General features: G+C 50.6%; 10 protein-coding genes. 6 read left to right on the forward strand and 4 right to left on the reverse strand.

Features of this window, described 5'->3' with window-relative positions; translation table 11 throughout:
- The first annotated feature begins 274 nt into the window (after positions 1-274).
- From LKK83_RS21640 to LKK83_RS21655, 4 genes are all read left to right on the forward strand, one after another.
- Positions 275-5,128 (forward strand): PAS domain S-box protein, encoded by a 4,854-nt coding sequence (locus LKK83_RS21640; RefSeq protein ID WP_324633419.1) that lies wholly within the window; start codon positions 275-277, stop codon positions 5,126-5,128.
- 370 nt (positions 5,129-5,498) lie between these two features.
- Positions 5,499-7,601 (forward strand): ATP-binding protein, encoded by a 2,103-nt coding sequence (locus tag LKK83_RS21645; RefSeq protein WP_324633420.1) that lies wholly within the window; start codon positions 5,499-5,501, stop codon positions 7,599-7,601.
- 67 nt (positions 7,602-7,668) lie between these two features.
- Complete coding sequence (locus tag LKK83_RS21650; RefSeq protein ID WP_324633421.1) at positions 7,669-8,934, forward strand: response regulator; 1,266 nt, start codon at positions 7,669-7,671, stop codon at positions 8,932-8,934.
- Positions 8,931-9,200, forward strand: coding sequence for a hypothetical protein (locus LKK83_RS21655; RefSeq protein ID WP_324633422.1), 270 nt, complete (start codon positions 8,931-8,933; stop codon positions 9,198-9,200). Before LKK83_RS21650 ends, LKK83_RS21655 begins: the two co-directional genes overlap by 4 nt.
- Positions 9,201-9,301: 101 nt before the next feature.
- Here the strand turns inward: LKK83_RS21655 and LKK83_RS21660 are convergent, their stop codons facing one another.
- On the reverse strand, positions 9,302-11,566 hold the full coding sequence (locus tag LKK83_RS21660) for a PBP1A family penicillin-binding protein (protein WP_324633423.1): 2,265 nt from the start codon (positions 11,564-11,566) through the stop codon (positions 9,302-9,304).
- A 541-nt stretch (positions 11,567-12,107) separates the two neighbouring features.
- Between LKK83_RS21660 and LKK83_RS21665 the strand changes: the two genes are divergently transcribed.
- Entirely contained in the window at positions 12,108-13,214 is a 1,107-nt protein-coding gene (locus tag LKK83_RS21665; protein WP_324633424.1) for a hybrid sensor histidine kinase/response regulator, read from the forward strand.
- 87 nt (positions 13,215-13,301) lie between these two features.
- Here the strand turns inward: LKK83_RS21665 and lspA are convergent, their stop codons facing one another.
- From lspA to bioB, 3 genes are all read right to left on the reverse strand, one after another.
- Entirely contained in the window at positions 13,302-13,787 is a 486-nt protein-coding gene (lspA, locus tag LKK83_RS21670) for a signal peptidase II (RefSeq protein WP_324633481.1), read from the reverse strand.
- A 114-nt stretch (positions 13,788-13,901) separates the two neighbouring features.
- The gene (locus LKK83_RS21675) at positions 13,902-14,471 is read right to left on the reverse strand and encodes a biotin transporter BioY (RefSeq protein WP_324633482.1); all 570 of its coding nucleotides are present in this window, start codon (positions 14,469-14,471) and stop codon (positions 13,902-13,904) included.
- A gap of 231 nt (positions 14,472-14,702) precedes the next feature.
- Positions 14,703-15,752 (reverse strand): biotin synthase BioB, encoded by a 1,050-nt coding sequence (gene bioB / locus LKK83_RS21680; RefSeq protein ID WP_324633425.1) that lies wholly within the window; start codon positions 15,750-15,752, stop codon positions 14,703-14,705.
- A 636-nt stretch (positions 15,753-16,388) separates the two neighbouring features.
- On the opposite strand from bioB, the gene pstB reads away from it, so the two are divergent.
- Entirely contained in the window at positions 16,389-17,204 is an 816-nt protein-coding gene (gene pstB / locus LKK83_RS21685) for a phosphate ABC transporter ATP-binding protein PstB (RefSeq protein ID WP_442957353.1), read from the forward strand.
- Positions 17,205-17,397: the final 193 nt, after the last annotated feature.

Here is a 17,397-nt window from a genome sequence, read left to right on the forward strand (position 1 = left end):
TCTTCCAGTGTTGCTGGATCCTGAGATGGCTTTTGAGTACCGCCATCAAGATGGCGCGGCATAATTTTCCCTCTGTAGGGGTGGGTTCTGTTTGGAACTCGGTGTGTCGCCACAAAATTGGGCAACCTCCCCCGAAGCCAATCGGTTCGGGGACTAAAGTGAGGTTGGGCGACGGCATGATTCTGCTACAGTGGGTTTATCCTCTGCGGAATCGCGCCCTCACCCATCAGATAAGCTGGGGTTTAGATCGGGGTTTCTATCACGGGACAAATCAATGAAATTAAAATCTCAAATTCTGTCGGCTTTTTTAGCGGTTGCCTGTTTGTTTGCCATTTCAGGGGCGATTAATATCCAACAAGAACGACGGGTCAAACACCAGTTCGATCGCATTGCCCGCACCAAAACAGGCACCCTGCTGGTATTAGAAGAAATGAAAGTTTCTTCCCTACAGGTGATGACTGAAATATTGCGCGATGCGTTAGGGGGTTGGCAACCCGCTGAGGGATCTGCCAGTGGCGATCGCACTCTCCTCCCAGCAGAACCGCAAGCATCGCTCAAAGACCCCTTAGCCGAGGCAAAAGCCTCATCGGAACGCGGGTTAGAATATTTACTGAATATACCATCTAACCCGTTAACTCGTCAGCGGTATGAAGACATCAAACAAGCCCATGATGCTTTTTACCAAACCGCCAGAGAACTCATCGAACTCAATCGCAACGGAGCCACAGGCGAAGCAATTCGCAGCAAAGGGAGAGAACTCGAGGAGAAACAACAAGAATTACTCGCTTTAATCCAAGACTGGATCGCAGTAGAGCGTCAGAGATTAGCCGGGGAAATTTCCAGGGCAGAGAACCGCGCGGATGTTTCGATTTGGATTAGCATTTTTTCTAGTTTAGTCGCTTGCGCGATCGCGATTGGTACCGGGGTGCTACTTGCGGAAAAAATCACTCGTCCTTTAATCGAAATCAAAGATAAAGCCGTCAAAATCGGCCAGGGACAACTGGATGAGGCCAAGCTCAACACCAAGTGCAATAACGAACTCGGAGTTTTAGCTACGGCCTTCAATCAAATGGTAGACAATTTAAAACAAACCACCGTTTCTAAAGTCTACTTAGATAATTTAATCAAACACCTCAGCGAGTCTCTGATTGTTTTAAACCCCGAAAATGGTACGATAAAAGATTTTAACTTAGCCACCTTTTACTTGCTAGAATATGAAGAATCAGAACTGATTGGCAAACCAATTCAGGAGTTATTTGGCGAAAAAAATATTGGCGATTTTTTAGAAATCAACGAATTAGCGAGAACCAGTTTAGTAGGCAGAAAAGAGACCAAATTGCTGGCCAAAAATGGACGCCATATTCCGGTGTCGTTTTCGGCATCGGTGATGCGCGATCGCGAAGGAAATCTGCAAGGAATTATTTGTCTGGCGCAAGACATTTCGGCGAGAAAAAGAGCCGAAGCGGCACTGCGCGAAAGCCAAGAGCGGATCGACAATATTCTCAGTTCCCTACAGGATATCGTCTGGTCCATCGATGCGAAAACCTTCCAAATGCTTTATGTAAACCCGCCGGCAGAAGCCGTGTATGGGCGATCGCTCGCGGACTTTTTCCAGCGTCCCACCCTGTGGCTGGAAACCATCCATCCCGAAGACCGGGAATTTGTAAAAAACAGCCTCCACAGTCTGTTCGAGGTCGAAAGTCAAGATATGGAATATCGGATTTTGCGCCCCGACGGTGAAGTGCGATGGTTGCGCGTGAGGTGCCGTCCGATCCAGGATGTTACTGGCATGGCGGTCCGCATCGATGGCATTACCACCGACATCACCGAACGCAAGCGAGGAGAAGAAGAAAGCCAGAAACTCGCATTACTGGTGGAAAACAGCAACGACTTTATTTGTATGGCCGATCTTGCCGGCAATATAATCTTCCTCAACGCAGCCGGCAAGCGCTTGGTGGGCTTGGAAAATGGCGCGGGCAACGCCGTGGCTCATCTTGCCCACTACCATCCGGAACTCACCTGGAACCTGCTGCGAGACACCGCCATTCCCACGGTGGTGGAATGCGGAAACTGGGATGGAGAAGGTCAACTGCGGCACTTCCAAACCGAGGACGCCATTGATGTATCCATTGATTGCTTTGCCATCCAATACGCGCCGAATGGCGAAATCGAGACCTTTGCCGCCGTGATGCGCGACATCACGGAACGCAAGCGCTATGAAGCCGCGATCGAGCGAGAACGCCAGCAACTACAGCAAATCGTCACCCACGCCCCAGTGGCGATGGCGATGTTCGACTCCCAATTGTGCTATATCGCACATTCTCAGCGCTGGTTGCGAGATTACAAGTTCCCGCATTCGTCTCTGATTGGCATGAAGCTGTATGACGCGATTCCCGATTTTCCGCCGCGTTGGAAACCCTTGGTGGAAAGAGCATTGCAAGGAGAGGTCATCGCTCACCCGGAAGACGTTTGGCAGCGAGAAGATGGCACGAAACTATATCTGAGTTGGGCGATTCAACCCTGGTTCGAGAGCGAGAAGCCTCTCTCCGGGACCGAGACTTCCACCGCCGAAGAGACAACTGTGGGAGGCATCGCGATCGTCTCGAATATTATCAACGAATTAGTGGAAACTCGCGAACAGGCGATCGAAGCCGCGAAGATGAAATCCCAGTTTTTGGCCAATATGAGTCACGAAATTCGCACGCCGATGAATGGGGTTTTGGGCACCATAGAACTGCTGATGAAAACTCCCCTAAATCATCAGCAAATGGACTTCACTCACACTTTACTGCTCAGTGCGGAAAACCTGCTGACGATTATTAACGATATTCTGGATTTTTCTAAATTAGAAGCCGGGGAAATGCGGCTGTCTGTGGAAGAATTCGAGCTGATGGCTTGCTTGGAAGAAGTGGTGGATTTATTCGCCAGCCAAGCCGAGCGCAAAAATCTGAATTTTGCCTTAATTGTAGAGCCGGAGGTGCCGCGACATTTACTCGGCGACCCGAGCCGCTTGCGACAGATTTTGAGCAATTTAGTCGGGAATGCAATGAAATTTACCGAAGGGGGAGAAGTGGCGATTTTTGTCTCGCGCGATCGCGCTTCTGCAAGCTCCCTCCCTCGCGAATATTCCCCCAACCCATCTTCCACTGCCAATGATTTACCGCCAATTCCGATTCGCTTTATAGTAAAAGACACTGGCATCGGCATTTCCCCAGAAAACCAGAAAAAACTGTTTCAATCCTTTTCCCAAGTAGACCCCTCCACTACCAAAAAATATGGGGGCACCGGCTTGGGATTGGTGATTTGCAAGCAGTTAGTGCAGCTTATGGGCGGAGAAATTGGCTTGGACAGCGAAGAAGGTGTGGGGTCGCAATTTTGGTTTACCGCCATCTTGGGCCAAGTGGGCGATCGCTACCCCGAATTTCCCTCAATGCCGGGAGTTCGCGAAACCCTCTGCGGAAAAAAACTGTTGGTGATGGATTCTCATCTAACCAATCGCACCGTGGTGCAGTTCTCTGCCCAAATGTGGGGGATAAATGTGGAAGAAACAGACAGCAGTATTTCTGCATTAACTCGGTTATGTTCCGCAGCGAAAACCACTCCCTATGATGTGGCGCTGCTGGATTTTGACGAACTCCATCCCAATCCGAACATCCTGGGACAGTTGATTCGCCTCAAGCCAGTTTTGGAGCGCACCAAATTAGTCTTAATGATATCCTTGGGTCAGGTTAATAGAGCGCAAAAGTTGCTTGAATTCGGATTTGCCGGGTATTTAATCAAGCCGGTAAAAGAACGGCGAGTGCTCGACTGTCTCGCTAGCGTTTTATGCGATCGGGCTTCAACGGTGAGCGGTCAATCCTCCGCGATTCTCTACCCTGACCAACCCTCGAGCGATCGCACTCCACTTCCTTCAGCGATCGATATTTTGTTGGTAGAAGATACGCCGATCAATCAAAAAGTCCTGCTCAATCAGCTCGATGTGTTAGGACTCCAGGCAAATTGTGCGAATAATGGTCGAGAAGCCCTTGACAAATTGCAAGAGCGAGAGTATGATATCGTTTTCATGGATTGTCAGATGCCCATTTTGGATGGGTATGACGCCACGAAAGCCCTGCGAAACCGGGAAGCCAACAGCCAACGTCATACAACAATTGTGGGGTTGACCGCTTATGCAATGAAAGGCGATCGCGAAAAATGTCTGGCGGCGGGCATGGATGACTATCTCAGCAAACCGGTTTCCCTGGAAGACTTGGAAACGACCATCCGACGCTGGGTCACGGATATCGGCGATCGCATACCCACTGGGGAAAATCCCCCCGCCACAGTGCAGAACCCCTCCACCCTCGACCCTCAACCGACGATCGCGGCGGTGGATGGCGATCGCCTGCATCAGATTAGCCGAGGCGATGCGGAATTTGCCCGGGAACTGCTCAGCACTTTTGCCAACGACGCTTGCACTTATATCGCACAAGCCTGGCAAGCCCTGGAAAGCCAAGATACACAGACCTTGGCGCGAAAAGCCCATCAGCTCAAAGGCGCGTCTGGCACCGTAGCCGTGCGATTTATCCCCGAAATTGCCTCCCAATTAGAAGCGCAGGCGAAGTCCGAGCGACTGGAAGATGCCAGGGAATTACTCGCCTCCTTGCAGGAGATTTTCGAGCGCTTCACGGCGGATATGGACAACTGGGAATCCCCTGGCGATCGCCAAGCACCCGAGAACCGCGCCGACCCCGAGACGCGCCAAACTCAATCCTCCCCCGGCGCGATCGTCGAACCTCTCCCGGTGAACCTCGATCGCCTCAACCAAATCTCCCGGGGCGATCGCGCTTTCGCCGTGGAACTGCTCGCCGCCTTTGTGGCAGATGCTCGCACGTATATCGCACAAGCCCAAGAAGCCCTCGCCGCCCAGGATACCACCACCCTCGCCCACAAAGCCCATCAGCTCAAAGGCGGTAGCGCCACGGTGGCGGTTCTGGAAATGCCCGAAATCGCCGCCTCTCTGGAACGAGACGCCAAAAACGAGCGTCTGGAAAATGCAGAGAAAATCCTCGATCGCTTGGAAGCAATTGTGGCGCAAATCGAGGCGTTTATCCAATCGCGCGATCGGCGATCGGCTCCCCTAGATTAGAAATCTATTAAAGTTGATGAGAAATATGGTTTTCTACCTCAAGAAACGGCTCATTGACACTTTGCCTCTAAACCGGGCACTTCGATCCACCCCATCGTCTTTCCTTTGACGATTGACTCACCCGGATTTGACGACCGTTACCCCCCGGGGAGGGATAATGGTTACGAGAAATTCCTGAGCCATAGTGGTACGGCAAACCTCCCTCCTCGTATCTCCTTTGCAAGCTTCTATTATTTGACTTAAAATGAACGCGGATTGAGTACGCCAGGAGAGCAAAAATTAACTTTTATGTCTATTTCATAAAATGATAGGCTCGAACTCTTAAACTCAAGGAAAAAGCGTCCACAGTAAACCTAGGAGAGAACAAACCATGTCAAAAATTTTGGTAGTTGACGACGATGGAGTCACTCGATTACTCCTGAAAAGAAATCTTCAGTTAGAAGGATATCAGGTTATCCTCGCAAAAGACGGTGCAGAAGGACTGCAACTGGCCCGAGAAGAGCGCCCAGATTTGATTATTTGCGATTGGGTGATGCCTCACCTCGATGGCGTGGAAGTCTGTGGGCAATTGAAAGCAGACCCGGAATTGGCGACCATATTTTTTATCTTGCTCACCGTGCGCGAACAACTCGGCGATCGCATTGAAGGACTCGATGCGGGAGCCGATGAGTTTCTCTCAAAACCGATTGAAAATGAAGAATTATTGGCGCGGGTGCGGGCGGGATTGCGACTGCGCCAGCTCACCCAGCAATTGAGCCAAGCCAACAAACATTTATCCGCCCTAGTCGCGGTACAGCAGCGGTTATTGGCAACTGTGGAATGGGAGAACGAAAGCAAACCGATCTCTTACACCGAGTTGTTAGAACCCCTGGGAGAAGTGTCGGGAGCCAGTCGCGTTTATTTATGCGAATTAAAACGCAAAAATCCCAAACCCGAGGCGATGCTTTTGGGCGAGTGGGTTGCCCAAAGTGCCGACAGATCGACGATGAATTCCGGCGATCGCTCCCCGGATTCTCACTTGGGGAAAACCCTCTCCGGTTACTGTCCCTTTTCTGACTTTTCTCAATGGTTAGACCTGCTCGCTCGCGGTGAGAGCGTCACCTGTACCGCCGAGGATTTTCCCCCGTCAAAACGAGAAAAATTCACCCAACTCGGGATTCGATCGCTGTTGATGTTACCCTTGATGGTTAAGGGAGAATTATTTGGCGCGATCGGCTTGGAAAACTCTCGGGTAACGCCGGATGATAGCGCTTTGATTTCGATTTTGCAAGCCGCCGCCGGTGCCATTTCCGTGCATCGCGATCGCTCGGCGGCTTTGGTGGCCCTGCGAAAGAGCGAAGCCCGCTATCGCGCGATCGTGGAAGACCAAACCGAATCGATCTGTCGCTTTGACCCCCACGGTACTCTCACCTTTGTCAACGATGCTTACTGTCGCAATTTTGGCCTCACTAGAGAAGAGGTGACGCAAAGCACCCGCCTGCCCTTTCGCCCCTCCCTCGATAAAGATTTGAAACGCCATCCGGTGATTACGCGCGAAGAACGGGTGAGGTTCCCCAACGGACAAGTTCGCTGGCACCAGTGGACCCAACGCGCCTTGTTTGATTATTCCGGCGATCGGATCGTGGAGTTCCAAGCCGTGGGGCGAGATATCACCGAACGCAAGCAAGCCGAACAAGAAACCCTCAAAGCTCTCGCCAAAGAAAAGGAACTCAACGAGCTGAAAACTCATTTTGTCTCCCTCGTATCTCACGAATTTCGCAACCCGCTCACGGCGATTCTGTCTTCTGCCGATTTATTAGAATATTACCTGGAAGACTTTCCCCATGACAAAGCTGAGAAAAAAGTAGAGTGCTTGCAGCGCATTCAAACCACCGCCGTGAATATGAGCCAACTTATCGATGATGTTTTATTGATGAATCGCTCAGAAACCGGACGCCTTCAGGTGAAACCCATTCCCCTGGATTTGCGCGAATTTTGTCAAGGTTTAATTGCCGAAATCGAACAACTGGATATTAATCAGCATCAGATTCAATTTGTTGCTGCCGATCGCAGCATTCCCGCCAAAATGGATGACAAGCTCCTGCGCCATATTCTCAATAATTTGCTGGTCAATGCACTGAAGTATTCTCCGGCGGGCAGTGAGATCCGATTCCAGCTATCTTGTGCCGATCGCCACGCCATTTTTACCATCGCCGATCGCGGCATTGGCATTCCCCCAGAAGACCTACCCCATCTCTTTCAGTCGTTCCACCGCTGTCGCAATGTGGGCGCAATATCCGGCACCGGCATGGGGTTGTCTATTGTGAAAAAATGCGTGGAATTACACGGCGGTGAAGTGTCCGTCACCAGTCAACTGGCCCGGGATAACGAACCGGGACAAACCACCTTTACCGTGCGCCTGCCCTTGACCCCAGAAACGGCGATCGGCCAACCCTCTACCTCAGAAAAAACCAGGGATCCGCGTTTGGAATGAGCCTCGGCGATTGTAACATGCAACATGGGTATTTCACCCGCGCTCGAAAACATCTTTAAGGAAGACAATGGCGAAAATTCTGGTTGTTGATGATGATTCCGCCACCCGCTTACTGCTCAAGCGCGATTTAAAGCTCGAAGGGCATGAAGTGGAGCTGGCCAAAGATGGAGAAGAAGGGTTAGAATCGGCGATCGCCTTTAAACCCGCCCTGATTATTTGTGATTGGGTCATGCCCAATCTCGATGGGGTGGAAGTCTGTCGCCGCATTAAATCCGATGCCGATTTGTTCGCCACTTTTTTTATTCTCTTGACCTCCAAAGTGGACCTCGACGATCGCGTACAAGGACTCGATGCCGGCGCTGACGATTTTCTCTCCAAACCCGTAGATCCGGCAGAACTCCTCGCCCGGGTGCGCGCCGGACTTCGCCTCTATCAGTCTCAGTTGCAATTGAGCGAATCGAATCGGCAACTGAGCAAAACATTGCGCGATTTGCAAAAAACTCAGGCTCAACTCATTCAATCTGAAAAAATGTCCTCTCTCGGTCAAATGGTGGCCGGCATCGCTCACGAAATTAACAACCCCGTGACCTTTATCGATGGGAATCTCAGTCATGGGGCAAAATATCTCGATGAATTGATAAATTTTTTGCATCACTATCAAAAATACTATCCCCACCCGGTGCCTGAAATGCAAGAACTCGCCGAAGAAATCGAGCTAGAATACCTGATGAAAGATTTTCCCAAATTGCTGCACTCCATGAAAAGAGGCGCAGAGCGAATTCGGGAAATTGTGCTTTCTCTGCGGAATTTCTCTCGTCTCGATGAGGCGCAGATGAAGGCGGTGGATATCCATGAAGGAATCGATAATACTGTGTCTATTTTGCAGCACCGTCTCGGCGGAATTGAATTGATGAAGGAGTATCGCGAATTCCCCCGGGTGGAATGCTATCCGGCGGAAATGAATCAAGTGTTTCTGCATATTTTGAATAACGCGATCGATGCGGTGCGCCAAATCCATGAGGACACCGGGCAGATTGCAATTCGCACATTCCCCCGCCACGATGGATGGGTGGAAATTCGGATTTCTGACAATGGGGTAGGCATTCCCCGAGGATTAGTCTCGAAAGTGTTTAATCCGTTTTTTACCACTAAACCGGTGGGCGCGGGCAAGGGATTGGGGTTGACGATTAGCTATCAAATTGTGGTGGAAAAACATGGCGGTAAATTAGAGTGCGTTTCTCAGTTGGGTGAGGGCACTGAATTGGCGATCGCCATTCCCATTCGTCAGCACCGCCCACCTCACTCTCCCTCCGATTCCACCCCGGATAGATGAGCGCTTCCAGGCGATCGCTCCTCCCCTCCCGCTCACCCATTCGCCCTTCCCTCCATTTTCCCCTAGCCTCAATAGAAGAGGCAGAATTGTTCGTCAATTATGTTTTTGAATTGAGGGGTGATGGAGAATCTGCCTCCTGTGCGATCGCCGTTCACCGAGGATGGGCGATCGCCACTGACGACAAAAAAGCCATCTCGTTTATTAAACGGGAAGCCTCGCAAATTCAGATTGTATCAACTTTAGTGTCTTCTTCATCATTCAGATAGCTTCCCCCACGAAAAGCCTGTGTCTGAAGGTACATTGATCCAGAGTTAGCTCGCAACCAACTCCCCGCACGATGAGAGGGTGAAGTTTCTCTCAATCCCGCCTACGGCAGGATTCGATCCATGTAATTTCCCCAAAGCTGAGCCGCTTGGGCGCTGCTGCCATAGGTGGGGCTGTTGTCATCGTTGCCCAACCAAATGCCCGTGACTAAATCCTCACGGGGAATATACCCCACAAACCAGAGGTCTACATTATAATTCGTAGTGCCGGTTTTTCCCGCTTCGCCGAGACCGAGATAAGCATTGCGTCCCGTGCCTCCTTGCACCACACCTTGCAACAAATTGGTCATGGTTCGTGCCACATCCGGGTCGATCGCCCGTCGGTTGGCACTGGGATCGCGTTCGGCGTCATAAATCACGCGACAGGTGTTCGGGTCGTTGCGATCGTCACAGTCGCTGCTATCGAGAATTCGCCGGATAGCATGAGGGGGATTTTTTTTCCCCTCATTAGCCAGCACCCCAAACGCCCCGGTCATTTCCAGCACCGTGACCTCACTTTGACCGAGTACCAACCCCGGAACCGCCTTCAGCTCCGACTTTATCCCCAGTCGGCGTGCCATCTGCACCACTTTACCCAAGCCCACATCCCGGGCAACCCGCAGAGCGATCGCATTTTCCGACTGCGCCACCCCCCGATACATATCCACATTCCCACTACTGCGCTCGCAGCCATTATAATACTGACCGGACCAGCGCAGGGGGTTGCACGAATAAGCTTTCCTCGGAGAAATCCCCTCGGCAAGTGCTGCAGCATAGGCAAACACTTTAAACGTCGAACCCGGTTGGCGCAGAGCTTGGGTCGCGCGGTTAAACTGACTTTCCTGGTAATCCACCCCGCCGGTTAAGGCTAAAATTTCCCCGGTACGAGAGTCCAGGGTAACGATCGCCCCTTGGTCGAAAGCATACCGATCGCCGGCAGTTTCTACCCAGTTTTTCAGCGATCGCTCCGCCTGTGTTTGAACCTGCGGAGCTAATGCCGTTTCGACGATAAAATTCCCCTCTCGCACCAGTTGCTCCCCCAACAGTTCCTCTAATTCCATAAACACGTAATTGTAATAATAAGGAGCGATCGTATTGCCGATAATTTCTAGAGCTTTTGGGTTAATTTCAATCCGCGATCGCCGCGCGCGATCGGCCTGTGACTGAGAAATCATCCCCAACTGCTGCATCCGATACAATACCCCATTGCGATACTTCACCGCTAAATCGTAATTTTGCACCGGATTAAACGCATTCGGTCCGGGCAAAATCCCCACCAACGTTGCCGCTTCCGATAGGGTTAGCGCTTTCGCCGATTTGCCAAAATAAAACTGTGCCGCATCTTCAAACCCATATAGGTCAATCCCCAAATAAACTCGGTTTAAATAAGCTAACAACAGCTCTTCTTTGCTGTAAAATGTTTCTAACTTTAACGCCACGATCGCCTCGCGAATTTTCCGACCCGCCGAATCCTGAGTGCCCACATAATCGCGATACAAACTGCGGGCAAGCTGTTGGGTCAGGGTACTCCCCCCTTGCAGACTTCCCCCGCGCAAATTGACCATTAAGGCGCGCAGGGTACCGATCGGATCGATGCCCAAGTGCCAATAAAACCGACTGTCTTCCGAGGCCATTAACGCTTGCGGCAGATATTCGGAAAAGTCCGAGAGCTGTTTCATTTCCACGTGGGCATTGTTGTAAGGCGGACGCAGGGGAGTTTGTCCGTCTCGCGCATATACCACCACCGGTCCGTGAAGGGAAATCGGCAACGGGCGCACTTCAAATTTCTGCCATTCGATGCCGATATAAACGGCGGCTAAACCGACCAACCCACTGGCGCTGTAAAAGGTCCATCGTGCCGCGCGAATGTACCACGGCGGCGGATCGTAGTAGTGGATATCCACGCTATCGGCGAGTTCCGGCGGGCCGAGGGTGAAGCTCTGTCCGTGACGTATGGGAGAATGCTTTATCCGTCGTTTGCCCCGATAGATGCCGTTCGTGGAGTTTTCATCTTTCAGGTAAAACGGGGTATGGGGACGTTTGCTATCGCGAGATAAGGAGGCGTGAGTTTGACTGACCACCGGATTGCGGACTACAATATCGCTGGTTTTCGACGATCGCCCGATGATGTAGCGATCGCCCAACAAGGGATACACATCTGCCTTGTTCGCCCCCCCATCGAAAATCCTCAGTTCCGGCACCCTGGCATTGGGTTTGAGAACCAACTGCGAAAAATTAACCTTGGCTAACATCGTCTGGGTGGCTTGAGTAATCGTACCCAGGAGCGTTTTCGGTTTTTGGGGGGGACCGGGAGGCATAGAAGAACTCATTTGCTAATCTCGAAAAAGCAACAATAACCAAATTCACAACAGGCACGCCTGGGGTTTACCCCCAGTGAACGCCGACCGTGGGCATCACTACAACGGATCGGCTCGTTTTTCCAGACGCAAACGCCCTGCATCATCGCCGCTGCTTCGCAGACATGCCCTTCTCTGATGATGATAGCTTGCTGCGCCACAGATGGCTCGACTCCCTATGCGATCCCATTTTTACCCACCCATTGGCTTGGTTTATCATAAAACTACAATTTAGTCAACCGTTACGGCCAACAGAACGATTGAAATTTAACCGATTCAATTTAATCAAACGGCTGTTTTAAGATATCAATTCACTGAAACCAAGGTTAAACCCTAAGCCGCTTCCCGGTTCCGGCGTCAAAAATTTATCACACCGGTTCAATTATTTTCCGAAAGGGGAAATGGCTGCCCTTGGTCTTCTGGAGAGACCACACAATTCGATACACCTATGGATTCTCAACGGGGAAATCCCAAACTTAAAATTGAATCATACTCGTACACAGGAGAAGGGTCAGTGACCAAAATTTTAGTCATCGAAGACCAAGAAGGAATCTTGGAAAATATTCGAGAACTGCTGGAAGCCGAGGGGTTTGAAACCTTTGGTGCGACCAATGGCATTGTGGGTCTGCAATTGGCAAGGCAGAAAAAACCGGATTTAATTCTCTGCGACATTATGATGCCGAAACTGGATGGATACGGGGTGCTGAGGGCCTTGCGTCAAGATCCGAAAATGGAGACGACCCCGTTTATTTTTCTGACGGCTAAAGCCGAAAAAGTGGATTTGCGCCAAGGGATGACCCGAGGCGCTGATGATTATTTGACGAAGCCTTGCCAACCGGAAGAAATGCTGGCAGCGATCGCCGCGCGGTTGGACAAACAAGCCGCGATCGCTCGCCAAAGCGAAGCCAGACTGGCAAATTTACGCGCCAACATCGCCCAATCTCTGCCTCACGAACTGCGGACACCTCTCAACTCTATTCTGGGTTTTTCTGAAGTCTTAATGAATGGAACTTCCCAATTTCACCCGGAAGAAATCCAACAGATGGGAGAAAGCATCAATCATGCGGGAAAACGGTTATCGCGGCAAATCGAAAATTTTTTGCTCTGCGCGCAACTGGATTTAATTGCTTCAGATCCGCAGCAAGTTCAAGCCCTGCGAAATGAGCAGATTCATTCCGCCGATGCAGCTTTAGCCGATTGCATCATGTACCAAGCTCTAAAAGCCGATCGCCAAGCAGATTTGCAACTGAAACTGCACAATACCACCGTGGCAATATCCGCAATAAAATTGCAAAAGTTAGTGCGAGAACTGGTGGATAATGCGTTGAAGTTTTCGGCGGCGGGAACCCCGGTGGAAGTGGCGTTCAAATCCGAGGGCGATCGCGCGATTTTCTCCGTCAGCGACAAAGGGCGCGGGATGAGTGCAGAACAAATTGCCCAGGTCGGCGCATATATGCAATTCGAGCGCAAACTGCACGAACAACAAGGATCCGGTTTGGGATTGGCGATCGCCAAACGAATCGCCGAATTACACGGCGGCACATTAACCATCTACAGCGATCCGAGTGTTTCCTACACCACCGTCAGGGTTGTCTTGCCAAAACCCGCAGGTGAGGGGTGATGAAAAAGGCAAAAGGATAAAGTTTCAAGGAAAAATTTCTCTATTGTTTCTCCTTTATTCTTTATCCTTCCACTTCAACTTTACCCCCTATTTTCGGGCTTTTCCCTTGCTTTGTTGCGGGGGGGTTTTCAAGGCGACGATGAGCAGACAAACAATGCCGATATTAATAGACACATCAGCAATATTGAAGACCGGAAAATTAATTAAGGTAAAATGGAGGAAATCGGTGACATGCCCCAAAAAAAAGCGATCGATACCATTGCCGATCGCCCCGCCTAAAATCAACCCATATCCCATTTGTTCCCACTTGTTCAATCGCGGACTAAACCACGCCAATGCCATCAACCCCAGACTCACCACTAACGATAACCAGCGCAACCATCCGCCATTGTTACTAAATAAACTAAATGCCGCACCAGTATTCGTCACGTAGGTAAAGTGAAAAACCCCTTCCCATAATGGCCAAGATTCGTCGAGTTCAAAATTTTGCAAAACCCAAAATTTGGTAAGCTGGTCTAATACCACACTAACAGCAGCAATAATCCAGAAAATGCGATTTTTTTTCAACTTCATGGCATACTTCATGGCAGGGGGTGAGCGATCGCTCGTTTGGTGACTGATTGCAAATGGCAAGGGGAGGCATTTCCCCTGGAGAATTCGCCCTAGCTGGCACGAACTGTTGACGCTTCAATAAAACATAATGGTTCGCAGGATAAATGCCACCACGCTGACGGCGCAAACCACTGCTAATTGACCGGGTAACGGATAAACCGAATAGGCGATCGCCGCATTGGCGAGGGCATTTTGATTGGCGTGAACAATCACCACCAAAAACAACAGCCCGATGGCGTGAACGCACAGCAAACCCAACAAACTGCTTGCAGCAAGAAATTCTAAGCGCGGTGGGAGTTTAAACGCCAGCCATCCACATACCCACGCCCCGGGAATAAAACCGAGTAAATAACCAAACGTAGGCTGTTTTATATAGTCAAGTCCACCGCCGTGGGTAAAAACCGGCAACCACAGTAACCCCAAAACCAAATAGGCAATTTGGGACAGTGCGCCGGCATTTTTTCCCCCGAGACAGCCCACGAGAAGTACAGCTCCCACTTGATAGGTGACACCGAGAGAGTATATGGGAATTCCCTCCTGCAATACATTCCAGGAGGGACTGGCAATTGAGGCTTCCAGAAAGGTGCCGCCAATTGTCAGAATTAAGCCAATTAAAGCCCACATGATTTCCAGTGGAGCAAACACGGTGGACACAAAAAGTTGAAGGATAAAGACGTTAGTAGAATCGAGAGGCGATCGCCAATCCGGCTGACAAAAGTATTTTTTCAAATTAGCCCGCGCAGGCGGGCGACAGTTGTTCACCTCCACCCTTGTCGGGTAGGGGGTTTTGTCAGACTATCTCAACCGGATTCCGGATGAAAATCCAAAATTGAACGGCACAATTTCAGTGCCGATCGCGTTTCAATTTGCGATCGCTCACTTCTCAATGCCCGGTACCGGCGCTTCGCCACCTTCGAGTCCGAGTTCCGCGAGCATTTCATGGTCTTTTTCTGGCGGTTGACCGAGGGTGGTCAGGTAGTGCCCGATGAGCATAGCGTTAATACCCGCTTTCAGTCCGAGGGCTTGCAGTTCTCCCATGACGGATTCTCGTCCGCCAGCATAGCGGATGATTTGGGTGGGGAGAATCAGGCGGAAAATCGCGATCGCCTTGAGCGCTTCATAGGCGTCCAACCGGGTGCGATCGCCCAGGGGAGTTCCCTGGCGGGGATTGAGCAGGTTTAACGGCACCGATTCCACTTCTAGCTCTCGGAGCGCTAAGGCTAAGTCTACTCGGTCGGACCAACTTTCGCCCATCCCGATAATTCCCCCGGTACAAGCTTGGATCCCGGCAGCTTTTAGATTTTGCACCGTCTCCACGCGATCGCTCCAGGTATGGGTGGTGACGATTTCGGGATAAAAGTTTTCCGATGCCTCTAAATTATGGTTATAGCGCGTCACTCCTGCTTCAGCCAGGGCTTGAGCTTGTTCTGGACTCACTTCTCCCAAGGCACAGCAGGGTTTGATATTGGTTTCGGCAATGATGCGCCGCACGGTTTCTAAAATGCCCTCGAATTCCTGGGATTTCGGACTGCTGTATTTCGGTCCGCGTCCTTGGGAGACTAAGCAAAACCGACGCGCCCCTGCAGCTTCGGCGGATTTGGCTTGTTCGAGAATTTCTTCGGTGGATTTGAGACCGTAAATCGGCGAATCTTGCCCGGGATGATGTACTGACTGGGAGCAAAAGCTACAGTTTTCCGAACAATTGCCCGATTTGACGTTGACGATGCTGCACAGGTCTACGGTGTTGCCACAGCAGGCTTGTCGAACGCGATCGGCGGCTTCGCACAGCAGCATGATGTTTTCTTCGCCTTCAATTTCGGTGAGGGCGAGGGCTTCTTCTCGCTCTAGGCGATCGCCTGCTATAATCCGCTTGGCTAACTGGTCTAGAGACTCGCGAAGTTGCTGGGTTGACTCCCCTGGATGCACGGCGGCGCTTCCAGTCCACCGTGGGGTTGACGGAGTTGAGGTTGTCGATCTGGGTGCTTGAACCACTTTCAGCCCTTTGAGTTCTGTGTTCGTGAAGTTTAGGCATTTTACCACGCCAAAGCCGTACCCTTCCCCTCATGCCACCGGATCCGCTCCCACTTCCTCCCTTCAAATCCTCCCTGACATACCACAACTCCTCTCTTTTGTCAAGGAAAATTCCTCAATTCTTCCCCCTGAACCTTCTGCTGACCTTCACACCGCCAACCTTCAGCCAGTTCTCTCAATTCTCAATTCTCAATTCTTATGCACTCTGGCGCAACTAACGCAATATTTTGCAATATTTATTGACAAACTGAAAAATTACTGTATTAAAAATTAACCCAATTTTGAGGGAAAGACGGTAGAGATTTCTCGCACTACGGTAATACTAACTACAGCAGCGCGTGCCATTTTATGGCCGGGTTAAGCACAGGTTAAATTGAGACTCCCTCGTGAAATGCTCGCGATCGCTCTCATACCCCTGCGCCATCATCGGCGCGTTTCCGCCATCGACCCTGTGCCAAACTCTCTGTACCCCGAGCGTGTTTTTGTCGCCCACTCACCCGCGAGATCCACTATAAATTCCTAGGATCGATGATGATTTCTATGCCCGATCGCATTCCCACCGTCAAAAAAACCGAGAGCGTTTTGCAGACAAAAAACTTAAATGTTTATTACGGAGATGCTCTCGCCCTGCGTAACATTAATTTAGAAATACCCAAAAACAACATTACCGCTTTTATTGGCCCGAGTGGTTGCGGTAAAAGTACGTTACTTCGCTGCTTTAATCGACTCAACGATCGCATCGAAAACTTTCGTCTGAAAGGAAGTGTTTCCTATTACCAGCAAAATCTCTACGATTCTGGTGTGGATCCGGTGGCAATCCGGCGTCGGATCGGCATGGTGTTTCAAAAACCAAATCCCTTGCCCATGTCGATTTACGAAAATATTGCATTTGGTCCGAAAAGCATCGGATTAAAAAAGAATCTCGATGAGTTAGTGGAGCGATCGCTCATCCAAGTGGATCTGTGGAAAGAAGTGAAAAATCGACTCCGCAAAAGTGCTTTGATTTTGTCTCGGGGTCAGCAGCAGCGGTTGTGCATTGCCCGCACGTTAGCCGTGCAACCAGAAGCGATTTTGATGGACGAACCCTGTTCTGCCCTAGATCCCATATCCACTCTGACCCTGGAAGAAATCCTGCAAGAACTCAAGCAACATTACACCATCGTGCTCGTCACGCACAACATGCAGCAGGCGTCGCGCCTGTCGGATATGACGGCTTTTTTTAATGTAGAATTCAGTGAAAATCACAGAAGAGTCGGCTATCTTGTGGAGTACGATGAAACGCCGATGATTTTCTTGAATCCGGCTCAATCTTTAACGCGACAATATATTCGCGGTCGTTTTGGTTAAGGAATTCTGCGAGGAAGCGAACGATGGGGGGAAAGAGTGTGAATTGAGTTGGACTCACCTCCCGATTCAATTAGTAACGAAAAACACAGTTGAGTGGGATGGGGGAAACAGCGATCGCCAGAATATTCTTTGCAACTCGAGGGTGCAACTCACCCGATTTGCTTTTACGCGATAGGTTTGATGACGATCGCAA

This window comes from Phormidium sp. CCY1219, from assembly GCF_035615515.1.
Taxonomy (GTDB): domain Bacteria; phylum Cyanobacteriota; class Cyanobacteriia; order Cyanobacteriales; family Laspinemataceae; genus CCY1219.

Excerpts from the sequence above, each read along its gene's own strand:
- LKK83_RS21640 (WP_324633419.1), top strand. The coding sequence starts at position 275 with ATGAAATTAAAATCTCAAATTCTGTCGGCTTTTTTAGCGGTTGCCTGT.
- LKK83_RS21645 (WP_324633420.1), top strand. The coding sequence starts at position 5,499 with ATGTCAAAAATTTTGGTAGTTGACGACGATGGAGTCACTCGATTACTC.
- LKK83_RS21650 (WP_324633421.1), top strand. The coding sequence starts at position 7,669 with ATGGCGAAAATTCTGGTTGTTGATGATGATTCCGCCACCCGCTTACTG.
- LKK83_RS21655 (WP_324633422.1), top strand. The coding sequence starts at position 8,931 with ATGAGCGCTTCCAGGCGATCGCTCCTCCCCTCCCGCTCACCCATTCGC.
- LKK83_RS21660 (WP_324633423.1), bottom strand. The coding sequence starts at position 11,566 with ATGAGTTCTTCTATGCCTCCCGGTCCCCCCCAAAAACCGAAAACGCTC.
- lspA (WP_324633481.1), bottom strand. The coding sequence starts at position 13,787 with ATGAAGTTGAAAAAAAATCGCATTTTCTGGATTATTGCTGCTGTTAGT.
- pstB (WP_442957353.1), top strand. The coding sequence starts at position 16,389 with ATGATTTCTATGCCCGATCGCATTCCCACCGTCAAAAAAACCGAGAGC.